Below are 17,151 nucleotides of genomic sequence, written 5' to 3'. Positions count from 1 at the left end.
TCGGCAGCGCCTCTCGGACCGAAAAGTGTCGCCCAATCGACCGATTTGTCGCAGACCGCTAGGTGAAATGTCGCCCAATCGCACGATTTGTCGCAGAAGAAGAGGTTTGTTCGAAAATCAGTGGCACTGCCGTCCTGAGTCCGCCCCTGCATCTTCAGTATCCGGCGCAGCTAGGATGCCCCGCAGTAAGAGGAAGACTGGCCCAGAAGTGCACCGGCCTGCATCGCCGGGAACGCGCTTGAGTACCAGTCGGAACATCACTATTCCAGAACATACCCCGCAACATTAATCTCCATGTCGCGGTCTGAGTGCCGGCCAGGGCAACGACCAACAAAAGGCGCCCGCCGAAGTGCTCGTTTCCAGCGGGCGCCTCATTTGAGAAATGCAGGGCCGGCCGAATGCCCCTAAACAACAAGGGCGCTTCCATCTGGAATCGCCCTTGTCATGATCAGGTCTTTCCCCTATCGTTCCTCAATCGGCACGTAGGGCTTGGTGCCTCGGACGGTGTTCTTGTAGGCGGGGCGGATGATGCGCTTGCCGGCGGCGATCTCCTCGAAGCGGTGGGCGGCCCAGCCGGCCATGCGGGCGCAGGCGAACAGGGGCGTGAACAGGTCCTCGGGAATGCCCATCATGGTGTAGATGAAACCCGAATACATATCCACGTTCGCGCATAGGGCCTTGTTTGATCCCTTCTCGCGAGCAAACACCTCGGGCGTGAGGCGCTCGATGGACTTGAGCAGGTTCAGCTCGGCCTCGAACTCGGTCCCAGCGGCCAACTGCTCGGCGAAGCGCTTCCCGATAATAGCGCGCGGGTCGGACAGCGTGTAGACCGCATGCCCCATGCCGTACACCAGGCCCGTCTTGTCGTAGGCCTGCTTGTTCACGATCTTCGCCAGATAGGCGGCCACCTCGTCGTCGTCTTCCCAGTTCTTCACGTTTTCCTTGATCTCGGCCTGCATGGCGCGCACCTGGTGGCTCGCACCGCCATGGCGATGGCCCTTGAGCGACCCGAACGCCGCCGCGTAGGTGGAGTACGGATCGGTGTCGGACGATGACAGCACGCGCGTGGTGAAGGTGGAGTTGTTACCGCCGCCGTGCTCGGCGTGCAGGCTCAGCATAATGTCGAGCATGCGGGCCTCTTCCGGCGTGAAGGCGCGGTCGGGGCGCAGCATGGAGAGGATCGTCTCGGCGGTGGACTGCCCGGGCACGAAGCGGTGCATGATCATGGAGTCGTGGTGGAAGGCCGCGCGCTTGGCGTAGTAGGCGAGCACCATGATGCGCGGCAGGCGGCTGATGAGCGACAGCGCCGTGTGAATCTCATGCTCCGGCGAGCGGTTCTCAGCGCACTCGTCGGCCGCGTACAGGCGCAGGATGGAGCGGGACATCATGTTCATGATGTCGGGAGAGGTGTCCACCATAAGGGTGCTGGCGGTGAAGCCGTCGGGCAGCTCGCGCTGGGAATCGATCACCTCCACGAAGCGGGCCAGACGCTCGCGGGTGGGCAGCTCGCCCATGAGCAGCAGGTAGGCCACCTCCTCGTAGGCAAAGCGGCGCTCGGGATTCAAATCGCCCAGCAAATCATAGATATCGTAGCCGCGCAGGCGCAGGCTTCCCTCGGCCGGCATCTTCTCGCCGTCGGACACCACATAACCGTGCACGTTGGACACGTTGGTCATGCCCGCCAGCACGCCGGTCCCATCGGCGTTGCGCAGACCGCGCTTTACGTCGTAGGTCTGATAATGCTCGGGGTCGATGGTGTTCACCTGGTAGAAGTTCTCGTACAGGCGCACGCGACGCGCCTCGTCCTCGCTGATCTCGATGGGCTCGGCGCCTTCGATATCGGCGCAGTTGTCCACGCGGATAACAGCTTCGTCGATTTCCATGGCCATGGGGCTCTCCTCTCCCAGCGGGGCCGGCGATGCGGCCGCAGTGTATCAGTGTATTGTAGCGTGCGAGCAAGACGCACCCGCGCCCAGCCGTAACCCCCACCCCGCTCCCACGGCGAACGGTGCCCTTTCAAAAAAGTTTGAAAAAGTCGTTGACAATCCCCAAAAGTGGTGGTTAAATAGTTGTTGCTGTTTTGAAGTGCGCCGTTACCTCAGCTGGATAGAGGGACTGACTACGAATCAGTACGTCGGGGGTTCGAATCCCTCACGGCGCACCACTTTGCATCTTAAACCGCTTTCGAGCGGTTTTTTTGTAGGCCGACCAGAAAGGAACACCGTGAAGGTTCGAAAATCGAAACCTCACAGTATGTAACCTTCCGGCTCCTTCCCCGTGGCAGTAGTCGGAAGAAACGACTACTGTGCGCTGGGCCCCTGTGGCAGACAGCGCGATAAGCGCCCCGTTTGCCCATTCCTCCCAGCGCTCGCCAACGGAGGAACACCTATGCTCTATCTGTCCCAAATGATCGGGGAGCCCGTCGTCGATGCGACCGGCGAGCGCCTCGGCACCATTTCCGACCTGGCCATTTCCACGGGCGAGGTCTTTCCGCGCATCACGAGCCTGGCCTTCCAGGGCCCCGGGCGCGTGCCCTTCATGATCTCGTGGCGCAAATACGTCGACACCTTCGACGAGGACGGCATCACGCTGTCCGTGGATGCCCACGACATCCGCTTCAGCTACCTGCAGCCCGACGAGGTGCTGCTGGCCCGCGACCTCATGGATCGGCAAATCGTGGACACCCAGGGCATGAAGGTCGTGCGCGTGAACGACCTGAAGCTGTCCCAATCGGGCACCCAGCTGCGGCTGCTCGGCGCCGAGGTGGGCGTGCGCGGCATCCTGCGCGGGCTGCACCCTCTGGTGGAGAAGGCCGTGGTGAACGTGGCGAAGCTGTTCCACAAGAAGGTGGACGAGCAGCTCATCGCCTGGAACTACATGGACCTGCTCGACCGCGACCTGTCGGAAGTGCAGCTGTCGGTGACCCACCGCCGCCTGGACGAGCTGCATCCCGCCGACGTGGCCGACATTTTAGAGCAGCTGGATCCCCAGCAGCGCGCCAGCGTGTTCGAGCATTTGGACGATGCACGGGCCACCGAGGCTATCTCCGAGATGGAAGACGAGTACCAGGCCGAGTTCATCGACGATTTGCCCGACGCCAAGGCCGCCGAGCTCATCGGCAACATGGACCCGGACGATGCCGCCGATATCGTGCGCGACCTTCCCTACGAGAAGGCCGAGACGCTGCTGCGCCTCATGGGCGTGGAGGACGCTGCGGAGATTCGCCGTCTGCTCGGCTACAAGGACGGCACCGCCGGCGGCATGATGACCACTCAGTTCGTGGCCGTGCCCCGCACCTATACCGTGGGCGATACCATCGAGGTGCTGCGCGCTCTGCCCGACGACCACCCCACGGTGCACTATGTGTACGTCACCGACGAGTACGGCAAGCTGCTCGGCGTGAATTCCCTGCGCACCCTCGTTCTCTTCAACGCCGACCGGCTCATGGGCGACATCATGTACGACGAGATCATCAGCTGCCTGCCCTCCGAAGAGGAGGAGGACGTGGCGGCCGACATCTTCAAGTACGACATTCCCGCCATGCCCGTGGTGGACGAGCACGGCACCCTGCTCGGCATCGTCACCACCGACGACGCCTGGGATGCCATCGAGGACGACGTGGCCAGCGACAAGACGAAGATGAGCGCCCTGTCCATCGCCGGCATTACCGTGGCGGTGCTGCTGGGGCTGTTCCTGTACTCGATCATCCTCCTGCAACTGGCCGGCTCGCTGCATATCGGCGGCCTGCGCTACTAGGCAAGGGAGGCGATATCCGTGAATGCGAAGAAGCGCGAGACGACCAGCGCTGCGGCGGCCCCGTCCCTCACCGGCAGCGAGCGCGAGATGGCCCGGGCCGCCTCCGAGCTGGCCGAGACCGGCATTCCCGCCAGCGAGCAGCCCGGCCCCGACGCCTCCCGCGCCCCGAGCAAGCTGCTGCTCATCCTGGCAGCCATGGGGCCGGGCATCATTACGGCCATGGCCGGCAACGACGCCGGCGGCATCTCCACCTACTCCACGGCCGGTGCCAACTTCGGTTTCGGCACGCTGTGGGTCATCCCCATCATGTGCGTGCTGCTCATCGTGGTGGAGACCACGGCCGGGCGCATGGGGGCGGTCACCGGCAAGGGATTCGCGGCCCTCATCCGCGAGCGCTTCGGCATCCGGCTTGCGGCCTTCGCCATGCTGGCCCTGCTCGTTGGCAACGTGGCCACCACCTTCTCGGAATTCGCCGGCATCGCCAGCGGTATGGAGATGTTCGGCGTGTCGAAGTACATCTCGGTGCCCGTGGCGGCCCTGGCCGTGTGGCTGCTGGTGGTGGGCGGATCCTACAAGCGGGTTCAGAACGTGTTTCTGGCCCTGTCGCTCGTGTTCATCACCTATATCGTAGCGGCGTTTCTGGCCCAGCCGAACTGGGCCGAGGCGGCCCACGACACCGTGGTGCCCACCGTGGTGGGCGATGTGGGATTCATCTCGCTCGTCATCGCCATGATCGGCACCACCATCGCCCCCTGGATGATGTTCTTCACCCAGAGCAATGTGGTGGAGAAGGGCCTCACGACCAAGGATCTGTTCTCCCAGCGGGTGGATGCCGTCTCGGGCACTATCGCCGCTTGCATCGTGGCCTGGTTCATCATCGTGACCACGGGCGCAGTGCTCTTCCCCGCGGGCATCTCCATCGACTCGGCCGCCGACGCCGCCGCGGCCCTGGCCCCCTTCGCCGGCCCCTACGCCGAGGCCCTGTTCGCGGTGGGCCTCATCGCCGCATCGTTTCTGGCGGCCTGCGTGCTGCCGCTGACCACGGCCTTCGTCATCTGCGAGGCCTTCGGCTGGGAAGCCGGCGTGTCGTTCAAGTGGCGCGAGGCCCCCACGTTCAAATCCATCTTCACCTTCGTGATCGCATTCTCGGCCATCGTGGTGCTCCTGCCCGATGTGAACCTCTTGGCCATGATGCTGACGGCTCAGTTCGTCAACGGCGTCATTTTGCCCATCCTGCTGGCGTTTATGGCCATCATCTCGGCCGACAAGCGTATCATGGGCGCGTACCGCTCACGCCGCGTGTCGAAGGTGCTGCTGTGGGCCACCGTGGGTGTGGTGGCGGCGCTGACTGCGGTTCTGCTCGCCATGCAGGTGATGGGTCTGGCCTAGCGCCTGCCTGACGGAGCGCGGGCGCAGCAAAGCACCCCCTTCTTGGCGCGAACCCCGGCACGGCGCCCCCTCCCGCGGCATCGTGCCGGCGCGCCCCCTGCCTGCGAAATCGGCAGCGATTTCAACGTGGCGGCAACGTATGCGAATCGGTGCGCTCATCGTTTGGTACATCCCTTGTATTAGCGGGCCGCCCATCGCATACTGCAAGTGTCGGAAGGCAAAAAGGACCGCTTTCTGGCACACCTGGGGGCCATGCGCGCCGGCGATTCGCCGAGTGCTCCCGAGCACGCAACGCACGCTGCAAGCCCCGAGGTGTCGACCCGTTAGGAGGCTGCAGTGCAACTCAAAGCATCAACCGATTATGGACTGCGTGCCGTTTTGTATTTGGCCGCGCAGGGCCAAACCTGCTCGTCGAAGGATATCGCCCAGGATATGTCCATCCCCCGCGACTATCTCATTCAGCTCGCGCAGCTGCTGCGCAACGCCGGCATCATCGAGGCGCGCCCGGGCAAGCACGGCGGCTACCGTCTGGCAAAGGAACCCTCGAAGATCACGCTGCTGCAAGTGGTGAACGCCCTGGACGACGACGCCAAGGACACCACGCGCGCCCGCCGCAAGGATCGCGCCGGCGCTCCCATGGTCCAGGGCATCAAGCGCGCCTACGACCTGGTGCTCGACGGCTACGACGCCTACTTCGACAGCATCACCTTGGAGATGCTGCTCGACTGCTCCCGCGACGAGAAGATGGGCAAGGAATTCCTGGCCGGGCGCCTCATCGCCGAGAGCCAGCGCCTGCTCGCCGAGGCCGCTGCCGCGGCCTAGGACCGCGCCGCTTCCGTAATCACCCACAGAAAAAGCCCCCAAACAGGGGCTTTTTCATGATTTGGGCCAGTATCGGAGCGCAAGCCGCCCGCGGGGCCGCCCGCGGCCGCCGCCCCAAGCTCAGTCCGAATCACTCCACGAAAAAGGCTCCCCGCAGGGAGCCTTTTCACATTCGCGGAAACAGGAAAACTCGCCAGGCAGCCTACTTCTCGGCAGCAGCCCGCTTCGCCTCCATCTTGGTGAGCACGAGCACGGCCACCACGATGAGCACGAGGCCCAGACCCAAAGAGATCCACGGCGTCTTGGTGATACCGGCGATGATGTAGCCCACGAAGCAGATGACCATGACCAGGGTGGCGTAGGGAATCTGCGTTGCCACGTGGCGCAGGTGGTTGCACTTGGCACCGGCCGAGGACAGGATGGTGGTATCCGAGATGGGCGAGATGTGATCGCCGTACACCGCGCCGGCCAGAGCCGAGCCCGCAGCCACGAGGAACAGCGGGTCGCTTGCATCGAACACGCCGATGATGATGGGCAGGATGAGCGCGATAGTGCCCCAGCTGGTGCCCATGGCGAACCCGATGAATGCCGCCACCAGGAAGATGACCGCGGGCAGGAGATCGAGGCCCACACCCAGGCCGTTCAGGAAGCCGGACACGAACTCACCGGTGCCCAGCAGGTAGCGGCAGCAGCCGCCGAGGGACCAGGCCAGCACGAGGATCATGATGGCGCCGATCATAGAGCGCACGCCCTCGGACATGGCCTCCACGAAGCCGCCGAGGTTCATGAGCTTGCGCGGCAGGAACATGGCAGCCGCCACGCACAGGGCCACCACCGCGCCGATGCACAGGCCCATGACCGGGTTCTCACCCACAGCCGTGGCGAAGTCGACGCCGCTGAAGAAGCCACCCATGTACATCATGCCCAGGATGGAGAACACGATGAGCACGAGAATGGGCACGATGAGGTCCCAAATGGTGCCACGATCGGAGATGTTGAGGCCCTTGTACTCCTCGATGGCGCCGGCGGCCGCATCGTCGATGTCGCCCTCCTCGGTCACCACCGTGGGGATATTGGGAGCGCCCTCTAGATCGACCTGGGCCTTATCGGCGATGCGGGCCAAGGATACGGCCTCCAGCTTCGAGCCGGCCGCCGGAATGCGATCGTCGGCCGCGGCCTGAGCAGCCGCCATGGGGCCGAAGTCCTTCTGGATGAACAGCATGAAGAACACGAAGAAGATGGTCAGCAGCGCGTAGAAATTGTAGGGGATGGAGGCCACGAAGGTATTGAAGCCGTCCTCGCCCATGTAGCCGCCCACGGCCACCGCCCACGAGGATACCGGCGCGATAATGCAGACCGGGGCCGCCGTGGAGTCGATGATCCAGGCAAGCTTCTCGTGGCTAACGCGGAACTTGTCCGTCACCGGGCGCATGACGGCGCCCACAGTGAGGCAGTTGAAGTAGTCGTCCACGAAGATGATGATGCCGAGCAGCGCCGTGAGGATGGAGGCTGCGCGGGCGTTCTTCACGTGCGTAGTCACCCACTCCGCATAGGCACGGGAGCCGCCGGCCGTGGCGATGACCACAGTAAGTGCTCCCAAAAGCGCAAGGAATAACAGCAGCGCCCCGTTGCCGGCTATTTGCTCGGCCATCATTTGGGGCACCATGGTGAACGAGGCGACGAGCTGCTCGCCACCGACGCCGTTCAGTGTGAACTGGTAGATGATCATGCCCGTGAACACACCGATGGTCAGCGACGAATACACCTCCTTGGTGATGAGCGCCAGGACCAGTGCCAAAATCGGCGGCACAATGGACCACAGGCCCGTGGCAATGAGTTCGAACCCTTCCATGACCTTCCTTCCTCAAGAGGCCGAGGGCATGACACCCGCGAACGCGCGACGCCGGAGCGCGATGCGAGCACTCGGTGCGCGAATGCGCAATGCGAACGTTGCGAGCGCTCTTCGCATGACAACGAAACGCGGCCGTCGCCGGTGCCCTGCCCCCGGCCTTCTGGTGACAGAACAGCATAAGTATATCCGAGTTAGTCAGAGAAAAGTCCCGCGATCACACGGGACTTTCCAGGTTTCTCTTCTTCAGTTGCTTCAGCTGCGGCTGCTGCCCCTTATGCGTCGGCAGCGGCGCTGGCGGTGGCGCTTTCCAGCTCCTCCTGGGCGAGCTCGCGGTCGTACTCGCGGTCGATGGCGCCTTCGGTGGTCGGCGGCTTAATTTGGAAGGGCACCGCCGGCGTGAACAAGCTCACTACCGGCACGATGACCAGCGAGATGATCATGCACAGCGCACCGCAGTTGATGGGGCTCGCGATGAGCGGCACGCCGCCGGACAGCGCCAGGCCCATGTTCACGGCGGTCAGACCCACGCCCACGGCGAACGAGCACCACACGCTCGCCTTCGAAATGCGTCCGGAGTACAGACCCCACAGGAAGGGGCCGAGGAACGAGCCGGCCAGCGCACCCCAAGAGTAGCCCATGAGCTGGGCGATGAACACCACCGAAGAGTGGTACTGGAACAGCGCGATGAGCGCCGAGATGGCGATGAACACCACGAGCAGACCGCGCATCCAGACAAGCTGCTTCTTCTCGGACATATTCTTGATGATGTTGCCGTTGATGAAGTCGATGGTCAGGGTAGATGACGACGTGAGCACCAGCGACGAGAGCGTCGACATGGAGGCCGACAGGACGAGCACGATCACCAGACCGATGAGCACGTCAGGCAAGGTGGACAGCATCGTCGGGATGATGGAGTCGTAGATGGGTGTGCCGTTGGCGGCGTACTCGATCTGGCCCTCGTAGAGACGACCGAAACCGCCGAGGAAGTAGGATCCGCCGGCCACCACGAAGGCGAAGATAGTGGAGATGATGGCGCCCTGCTTGATGGCGGGACCGGTTTTGATGGCGTAGAACTTCTGCACCATCTGCGGCAGACCCCAGGTGCCCAGCGACGTGAGGATGACTACGCCGAGCAGGTTGAACAGATCGGGCCCGAAGAAGCTGACGAAGGGGCCCTGCATGGCCGAACCCTCGGCGGGAATCTGGGACAGAGAGATGATGGCCTCGGAGAAGCCGCCGTTGTTCAGAATGACCGCCACGATGACGGCAATGATGCCGAGCAGCATGACAATGCCCTGGATGAAGTCGTTCATAACCGTGGCCATGTACCCGCCGAGCACTACGTAGATGCAGGTGACCACTGCCATGCCGATGACGCACACGTCGTAGGGCAGCGCGAAGGCCATGCCGAACAGGCGCGACAGGCCGTTGTAGACGCTCGCAGTGTACGGGATGAGGAACACGAAGATAATAGCCGCCGCCGCAATGCGCAGCGCCCGGGAGTTATAGCGCTTGCCGAAGAACTCCGGCATGGTGGAGGCCTGCAGGCGATGGGTCATCTCGCGGGTACGGGGACCCAAGACCCACCAGGCGAGCAGCGAGCCGATGATGGCGTTGCCGATGCCGGCCCAGGTGGCCGAGATGCCGTACTTGAAGCCGAACTGACCCGCGTAGCCGACGAACACCACGGCCGAGAAGTAGCTCGTGCCGTAGGCAAAGGCGCTCATCCACGGGCCGACGTTGCGGCCGCCCAGAATGAAGCCGTCCACGGTGCCCGTGTGCCGGCGGCAGTAGATGCCCACCGCCACCGCCACGGCCACGAAGGCAATTACCAAGAGAATTTTCGCGATCATGTCCTTCTACTTTCCTTCCATTGCGCGGATACGTCCGATGGCGCACACGACTTTTCGCACTTGGCTACAAAAAAATAGCCACGGGCGAAAACCCGTGTGCTAAAGGTATCGGAACTCGAATTGTGGGGAGACTTCGCGCAGGGACTGCTGGGCCTCATGCTGGCTGGCGATAGCGCGAGCCGCCTCGGCGATACACTGAGCCGCCTTGTGCGCACTGGCCAGCGCACGCTCGACCGCGTCGGTGCAACACTGGGCAGCCTTGTGCGCGCTCATGAGGGCGCAGGCCACCGCATCGCGGCAGGTCAGCGCAACCGCTCCGGCCCCCCGAGTCATCGCGCGAACACCGAAGATAGCCGCGGCCTCGCGGGCGCACGACTGCTGGGCGATGTGCTGGCTTGCCACGGCAAGCGCCGCCGCGTCCATGCCGCTTTTATGTCCCCGAACGAAAATCATGGCCGACACTTTAGCACAATAAAGTGTGTTTGTGAGTCATAATTTAGAAGAAGCCGCCGAATGTCTGACCCCCCCATTCTGCAGGGGGATACCCCCATCTCGAAAAACGCCCCACTTGGGGTGTGCCGCCTATATCGTCGAGGGTCTAGGATGCGGCCCAGCCGATGAGCGAGCGGCGCACCCCTTGCCGCCATGCAACACGCGCCATCGCTCCGGCTAGCTGCCAAAGGATGTCCAACCGCATCGAGGACAACCGAGAAGAGAGGATCATTATGGAGAAGAGTTTCAACACGAATCGTCGCACGTTCCTGAAAGCTGCCAGCGCGGCACTCATCGGCGCGACAGGATTCGGCATCATCGGCTGCGCACCGCAAGGGTCTTCGAGCGGGGATGCAAAGACAGCCGTTGCAGCCACTGGAACCGACGTGATCTGGGACGATGAGTTCGACGTAGTAGTCATCGGTGCAGGCTGCGCAGGCCAGGCGGCCGCTCTCACCGTGGCACTTGAGGGCGACGGGGCCACCTGCCTTCTGGCCGAGAAGGGCGACACGCCTGGCGGCAATAGCCCCTACTGCAAGGGAACCATCGTCTACGCCGACGACGAGGAGGCCTTCCTCCAGTACATGCTGGAGATGCGAGGCGAAGAGGGCACCACACCCGACGAGGTGCTCGCAGCCTATGCTAAGGGTGCCGTAGAGAACTACTCCTGGGTGTTCGACACCTTGGGCGCTTCACTTGAAGAGGCCTCAGTCCTGCCACCCACAACCAGGGACAATCCCCTGACAGCTAAGCCGGAATGGCCGGAATACGAGCATTGTTACGCTCTCGGCAAATTCACCGTAGCGGGCAACAAGGATGTCGAGATCAAGGGCGACAAACATATCACTGAGCTGCTCGGCCGCGTCATCGACGACCACAGCGATGCCATCGAATACCGCACCAGCGCTCCTATGGAAGAGCTCATCCAAGATCCGACCACGAAGCGCATCATCGGAGCAGTCATCGACGGTAAGAATGTGAAGGCCAACCGCGGTGTCATCATGTGCACCGGCGGCTTCGAGGCCAACCCCACCATGCGTCAGGACTTCATCGGCCAGGGCGGCGCAGAGCCGGCTATCAACGGGCTCAACACAGGCGACGGACACAAGGCCTGCATGAAGATCGGCGCCGACTTCTGGCACATGGAGCACGTGGCCGGCTTCTGGATGGCTGGGCGCGATCTGGACAATACGAAGTTCACCAACAACCAGATCATCTCACCGTGCCCGAAGCAATTCGGCATTACCGTAGCCGTGAACGGACGCCGTTATTACATGGATTGGGACGGCTACAGCAACAAGTCCTCCATCGCCTACCAGGACGATCCCTCGCTGGCCGTGGGTAGCCGCCACGGGCATATGCAGATCGGCGGCGAATGGCCGCACTTGGCTCAGCCACGCCGTGCATGGTTCGTCTTCGACCAACCGGGTCTTGAAGCCGGAGCCATCCCCGCTGGTACCACGGATGATCCTGTTGCTGACAAACTGGTCTATTCCGCCAACACCATCGAGGAGCTTGCAGCCCAGATGGGAGTACCAGCCGATGAGCTGACGACTACCGTAGCCCAGTGGAATGAGTGCTGCGAGAACGGCAAGGACATCTTCTTCCACCGCCCCGCCGACACGCTGACCCCAGTGGCCACACCGCCCTTCTACGCTCAGCTGTGCATTCCAGCGTTCCTCAACACCGACGGTGGCCCAGTGCGCAGCCCGGAAGGCCAGATTCTCGACCCCGACGGCCAGCCCATCCCCGGCCTGTACTCCGCCGGCGAGTTCGGCTCGATATGGAGCGGCGTATACCAGGGCGGCGGTAATGTGGCGGAGGGCCTCATCTTCGGGCGTATTTCAGCCCGCAGCGCCCTCGCCGACGCCTAGTAACCAGAGTCGCGTTCCAGAAACGTAACACGCCACAGTTTCCAGCTCTCTCAAATGCTTTGAGGATCATCCAGCTTTTCGAGATCACTGCCTAGGAACTACCCCTCTCCGCCTCCGCCCCAGCAACCCTCCCGGCTGGGGCGGAGCGCATGTCGAAAGGGCTGAGCGCCTCGGATCAACGCGGACGCTCAATCCTTGAAGGATTTCGCGAAGTCGATGACATCTTGCTTAGAATGAACGTCCAACTTTTGGTAGATATTCTTCACATAGCCACGCACCGTGTTGGCTGACAACACCAATTCTTCGGCGATATAGGAAGAACTGCGGCCCTCAGCCAGAAGCAGCAGCACTTCCACTTCCCGGTTTGTCAGCCCGAAGCACTCATGGACATAGGTCTCGAAGCGAGAAGGAGTTGAGGGAGAGACCGCAGGAGAGGATATTGCCGGGAAAACTGCAGTTCCCCTCTCCTCTTTCGGTATCGCTGGCGACACTGCACCCCCCCGGCATCGCGCTCCGAGGCACGCCTTCTCCATTTTCATTCTCGACCGCCCCAGAAGATCGATCGCTCACCTCAGCAAACAGGGGGCGATTACGCGGAATAGAATCGGACAGCAACGCGCCCACACTTACAGCCAGCAAGCATACAAGGCCCGCGATGATGAGCATCTCAATGCCGCTCGTGCCGCCGAGCCACCACATGACCAAACGGCCACTCTCGCGGAAGAATAAGTGCAGAAACCAAAAGAAGCCCAATATCAGGTAGGGTGGCAGGCTGCGATGGCGGGCCACGTCGTAGGAGACGAACCACAAAAAGCCCACTTGGAAAAGGTTCGTGGCGGCGATAAGGGTCGCCCCCACCTCACTCGCAAGCGGATCGAGTGTAGAAAGCATGATGACTCCCAAGGCGAGCGCTGCCAGCTGTATCTGCCAGAGCACTGAAAACTTAAATCCGCGACCACGTATAAGCACCCACCAAATAATGGCGAATCCCGCCACTGTCACACTCACATGCTGGATCAAATGAAACGGTGCCGAAAGCTTGATGGATTCCCCCGATGGGAAGCCCCGCGACACGCCTAGCACGAAGCTGAATAGCGCAATGCCCAAAATGAGCCGCAGCAGCGTTGATGCGGGCTCGGTAGCATACACGTTGTCAGGTGCCGATGCAGCAATTCCGCACCTCTCACGATCATCGAGCTCCTCTTGCGCCCGCAGATACATAACGAAGGTGGTCGCGGGCAACATCATGCTGATGAAGGACGCCGTGTTCTCTTCCATGATACCGATAAAGATGCCGATGACCGTCGAGAGCGCCAGCGAGGCGAAAGCCACAAGAAGCGCTTCGCGCAGATCGAGCCGGATATAGAAGTTGATCCACATACCGCCACCCCAAGCCAGACCCACGCCCGAACATACTGCCGCGAGTAGCGTGAAGGGCAGATGCGGAAAGAGTGACTCCACAAAGAAGAGCAGGCTGCCAGCCGTCATGAGTCCTGTAGACGCCCAACCGAGCACGTTCTGGGTTGTCGGCGAGAAAGGCCTACGCAGAGCCACAGCACCGAGCGCCACAATGCAGAGGCAGCGGGCAAAGTTGATAGCTACCGTAGTCAGACCAGAATCGACCCAGATATAGCGGGCATACAGAATGCACTGAATCCAGACGAGCACGAGAGCCGTTCCCAGGAATGAGAGGGAAAAGCCTGGCGCATAGCAGGCAGCGAAGGTCGCGAAACTCCCTCGTCTCCCCCGTCGATCGCCCCCACTCGCCTCTGCCATCCCGCCTCCTCACTGAATGTCGATGTTCCTTCGATCGATGCGCTCATTGCTGGCCGCCGCCCGTCTTCCGAACGCCATTGTACCAAAGGGAAGGAATATCCGCATAATTCTAAAGAGATAAGAAACGCGTTTCGTCTCACTTGCTTCCGCAAACGTTTACCCAGGATTAGCCTCTTGCGCCAATTTTGGGACCCGTGCAACTTCGTCTCCAATCTCCCCGTCGCCCTTACCGCCGACAGCTGAAGGTGAAGACTTCAAGGTGCACGTTGTGGCCGGCGTCGGGGACGAGCATCGCGGGAAGACCGGCGGCGCGGACGCGGGCGGCTACCGCGGAGTACTTCTCGTCGAGAGTGCCGGCGAGATAGAGCACAGGGACGTTGCGGTTGGTCAGTTCGGCGAGGACAGAAAGCGTAACCTCTTCAGCAGCTTGATGGTGGGCGCCCCAGGCTTCCAAGGAGCGAGCGAGAGGCCCCGCGTCCCGGGAGATACGCTCAGTGCGAACGGCGGCGTGCGCCTCTGACGGCAGCGCCTGCTGGCTGGCGAACAAGGGCAGCGTCTCCCACCAGTCCATGAAGGCCGCAACGCCCTCTTCGCGCAGACGTTGGGCCCAAGCGCCGTTGCGCTCAGCCAACGCAACGCGAGCGGCCTCGTCGGCAGGCCCGAGCCCTGCGCTTTCCAAAACCAACCCGGCCAGCGGCAAATCGGGATGGCGCACCACGGTTTCGGCGGCGATACGGCCACCCATGGAATAGCCGACGAGCACGGGCGCGCCATCGGCCTGCGCGACCAGGCGCACGATGGCCGCCACCCGGTCGCACACCGCTCCGAGGGAGGCAAGCGGGTCGCGCGCCGAGGCCAAGGCGCCTTCGGCACCCGCGTCACCTTCCACGCTTTCCCCCTGCTCCGCATCTTCCAAAGCTCCTTCAGCGCCCAGCAACTTGAGGTCGCCTTTGCTCTCGTATAGATCGGGCACGTAGGTGCGGTGGCCGGCCGCCTGCAGCCGCTGCACCACCGCATCCCACGACGCGGGCGTCTGGGCGAACCCGTGAAGAAGAACGAACGCCGTCATTATCGCTGGTAGGGGGCGTAGCGGTCGCGGACGCCGCGCAGGGGCAGCGCCACTTCGATGAGGCTGATGCCCGGCGTGCCGAGGAACTGCTCGTAGGCGCTGCGGAAGGCGCCGACCGTGTGCACGCTGGCCGACGGAATACCGAAGGCGGCGGCGGCCTCGGTGAAGCGCACGTCCTGGGGCGCGAGGAACAGCCGCTCGAAGTACGGGTCGGCGGAGGCCTGGGGCAGCATGTCGAAGATGGCGCCGCCGTTGTTGTTCAGAAGCACGATGACCAGCGACGGCGTCCCTGCGGGTCCGCGGCGCTGGAGCAGCATCTCGCGCTGGAGTGCCAGGCCGGAGAGGTCGTGCAGCAGCGTGAAGTCGCCGGTGAGAAACGTCGTCTGGGCGAAGTGCTGCGCCACCCCCACCGCCGTCGAGACCACGCCGTCGATGCCGTTCTGCCCGCGATTGGCCATCACGGCCAGGGGCTTGCCGTCTTTCACGTAGAAGGTGTCCACGGCGCGGATGCTCATGGAATTCGCCGAAAAGAGACACGAGCCTTCCGGCGCCAGCTCCAGAAGCGAGCGCACGTAGGCGCCTTCCGCGGCCTCGGAATCGTGGGTGGCCACGCCGTCCCATTCCACGGCGAGAATGCGCAGGCGCGCCTCGTCGTTGAGGGCGACCCAGGCATCAGCGAAGCGGTGCTGGGCCTTGCGGCCCTCGGCGCGCCATCCGCTGCGCACGAACCCGAGGGGTGTCGTGCCCACGAACACGTCCGTCGCCGCGTTGAAATCGCGCGTCTCGGCAACATCAACGGCCAGGGAGACGGGACGCACGCGCTCGAGCAGGGCGGTTGCACTTTTCGAGACAGGATAGCGACCGAAGCGGATGACCACCTCGGGCACGGGGCAGTCGGCGCGAGCGCAGAGGTTGTCGTAGTTGTCGATGATAAGCGGGTCGTCGATGGAGCGCAGGCCCGACAGCGGATCGGCAAGCACCGGCAGCGACAGCTTGCGCGCCCAGGCGAGGATCTCCTCTGCCTCGGCCACCGTCTCGCAGGAGCCCTCGCCGGCGAGCACCAAAGAGGGGCGCTTCCACAGAAGGCGCTCGATGGCCTCGATACTCGAAGGGGGCAATGTGCCGGCAGAGCCAACAAGCGGGCCCAGATCAAGAAGAGCGCCGTCCTTCGCGGCGATGCTGGCATTGCGGGCACCCAGAGCGAAGCAATCGCGAGCGGCGCGCTGCATGGCCTGCAAATCGGCGCCAGCGAAATCGGGCTTGAGCGGGGCATCGAAGGGGAAGTTCACGTGCACGGGGCCGGCCAGGTGCATGCAGGCGCGGGAAGCCACCTGCACGTTCGGGTTGTAGTTCACAATGTCGCCGGCCTCGTTGTAGAAGATCGGCTGGAAAGAATCGGCCTCTTCAGCGGCTGCGCCCGCAAAGTCGTCAGCAGCATCCCGCGCGGGAGCATCGGCGGGAGCGCCAGCGATCGCGGAATTCGCCGGCATCGCGACGGTGGCAGCAGGATCCATCGGCAGCGCAACGGTGGCAGCAGGATCCATCGGCAGCGCGGCGGATCCGGAGCCAGCTGAAACAGCAGCATGCTTGCCGAGGGAAGCCGCCGCGACCGCAGAATCCGTCCCTTCCAGCGCGCCGGTCGCCACGGGCTCGCGCAACCCCTCCTTTGCCGGCGCCGGCTCTCGGTAGGGAGCCAGCGTAGCCGTCGGGCCAAGCGCGGCGAGCACCGCCTCGCGGGCCGCCTGGCGGGCAAAGGCGATGTCGCGGTCGCGGCCGCGCGGCGTGGGCATGGCGCGGAAGGAGCGCACGTGATTGCCGTAGGCCTTCAGCTGGTCGGTGGTTTGCGGCGCGCCGAGGCCCTGCAGCTGCGGGGGCCGGTCGCCGGACAGCACGATGAGCGGCGCCCGGGACGTTTCCGCCTCGATAACCGCCGGGTAGTAGTTCGCCAAGGCCGTGCCCGAGGTGCACACGAGCGCCACGGGGCGGCCGCTCGCCTTCGCAAGGCCCAAACCGAGAAAAGCCGCCCCGCGCTCGTCGATATCCACGTAAACCCGCAGGTCTTGCGGCCGGCGCTGCTCCAGCTCGTAGGCCGCCATGGCCAAGGCCGTCGACCGCGAGCCGGGGCTCACCACCACCTCGCGCACGCCCCAGCGCACCATCTCGTCGAAGAACGCCGCCACGAACAGCGCCGTATCCTGCTGATGAGTCGTCGTTATGGCCATCGCCACTTCCTTTCGCGAATTTCGTCCGTCCATGATAGCGCACGAA

The 17,151-nt window shown here is 63.3% G+C and carries 12 protein-coding genes and 1 tRNA gene; 5 read left to right on the top strand and 8 right to left on the bottom strand.

Annotation, left to right across the window (positions count from 1 at the left end; translation table 11 throughout):
• Positions 1–461: 461 nt before the first annotated feature.
• On the bottom strand, positions 462–1,889 hold the full coding sequence (locus tag F8D48_RS05590) for a citrate/2-methylcitrate synthase (RefSeq protein ID WP_240806248.1): 1,428 nt from the start codon (positions 1,887–1,889) through the stop codon (positions 462–464).
• Positions 1,890–2,087: 198 nt separating this feature from the next.
• Between F8D48_RS05590 and F8D48_RS05585 the strand changes: the two genes are divergently transcribed.
• From F8D48_RS05585 to F8D48_RS05570, 4 genes are all read left to right on the top strand, one after another.
• A tRNA-Arg gene (locus F8D48_RS05585) sits at positions 2,088–2,164 on the top strand.
• A gap of 224 nt (positions 2,165–2,388) precedes the next feature.
• Entirely contained in the window at positions 2,389–3,756 is a 1,368-nt protein-coding gene (locus tag F8D48_RS05580; RefSeq protein WP_151430351.1) for a magnesium transporter, read from the top strand.
• Between the two features lie 87 nt (positions 3,757–3,843).
• Positions 3,844–5,145: an NRAMP family divalent metal transporter gene (locus tag F8D48_RS05575; protein ID WP_151430406.1), complete on the top strand. Its 1,302-nt coding sequence runs from the start codon at positions 3,844–3,846 to the stop codon at positions 5,143–5,145.
• 336 nt (positions 5,146–5,481) lie between these two features.
• Entirely contained in the window at positions 5,482–5,967 is a 486-nt protein-coding gene (locus F8D48_RS05570) for an Rrf2 family transcriptional regulator (RefSeq protein WP_016309865.1), read from the top strand.
• Between the two features lie 202 nt (positions 5,968–6,169).
• Here F8D48_RS05570 and F8D48_RS05565 read toward each other — a convergent pair whose 3' ends face one another.
• The 3 genes from F8D48_RS05565 to F8D48_RS05555 form a co-directional block, all read right to left on the bottom strand.
• A complete protein-coding gene (locus F8D48_RS05565; protein ID WP_151430350.1) occupies positions 6,170–7,819 on the bottom strand; it encodes a Na+/H+ antiporter NhaC family protein in 1,650 nt (549 codons plus the stop codon).
• A gap of 272 nt (positions 7,820–8,091) precedes the next feature.
• Entirely contained in the window at positions 8,092–9,672 is a 1,581-nt protein-coding gene (locus tag F8D48_RS05560) for a sodium:solute symporter family protein (RefSeq protein WP_151430347.1), read from the bottom strand.
• A 99-nt stretch (positions 9,673–9,771) separates the two neighbouring features.
• Complete coding sequence (locus F8D48_RS05555; protein ID WP_151430345.1) at positions 9,772–10,125, bottom strand: hypothetical protein; 354 nt, start codon at positions 10,123–10,125, stop codon at positions 9,772–9,774.
• 272 nt (positions 10,126–10,397) lie between these two features.
• Between F8D48_RS05555 and F8D48_RS05550 the strand changes: the two genes are divergently transcribed.
• On the top strand, positions 10,398–12,038 hold the full coding sequence (locus F8D48_RS05550) for an FAD-dependent oxidoreductase (protein ID WP_151430343.1): 1,641 nt from the start codon (positions 10,398–10,400) through the stop codon (positions 12,036–12,038).
• Between the two features lie 188 nt (positions 12,039–12,226).
• Here F8D48_RS05550 and F8D48_RS12120 read toward each other — a convergent pair whose 3' ends face one another.
• The 4 genes from F8D48_RS12120 to menD form a co-directional block, all read right to left on the bottom strand.
• Positions 12,227–12,529 (bottom strand): response regulator transcription factor, encoded by a 303-nt coding sequence (locus F8D48_RS12120; RefSeq protein ID WP_257475567.1) that lies wholly within the window; start codon positions 12,527–12,529, stop codon positions 12,227–12,229.
• Positions 12,420–13,814, bottom strand: a complete 1,395-nt coding sequence (locus F8D48_RS11915; RefSeq protein ID WP_240806245.1) for a helix-turn-helix transcriptional regulator — start codon at positions 13,812–13,814, stop codon at positions 12,420–12,422. Before F8D48_RS11915 ends, F8D48_RS12120 begins: the two co-directional genes overlap by 110 nt.
• Positions 13,815–14,040: 226 nt before the next feature.
• Entirely contained in the window at positions 14,041–14,883 is an 843-nt protein-coding gene (locus F8D48_RS11640; protein ID WP_170272747.1) for an alpha/beta fold hydrolase, read from the bottom strand.
• Complete coding sequence (gene menD, locus F8D48_RS05535) at positions 14,883–17,105, bottom strand: 2-succinyl-5-enolpyruvyl-6-hydroxy-3-cyclohexene-1-carboxylate synthase (protein WP_151430339.1); 2,223 nt, start codon at positions 17,103–17,105, stop codon at positions 14,883–14,885. Before menD ends, F8D48_RS11640 begins: the two co-directional genes overlap by 1 nt.
• Between the last annotated feature and the right edge of the window lie 46 nt (positions 17,106–17,151).

Source organism: Adlercreutzia muris (assembly GCF_008831045.1).
Lineage (GTDB): Bacteria > Actinomycetota > Coriobacteriia > Coriobacteriales > Eggerthellaceae > Adlercreutzia > Adlercreutzia muris.
The sequence above is the reverse complement of the archived record's forward strand: the minus strand, read 5'-3'. Positions and strand labels throughout refer to the sequence as shown.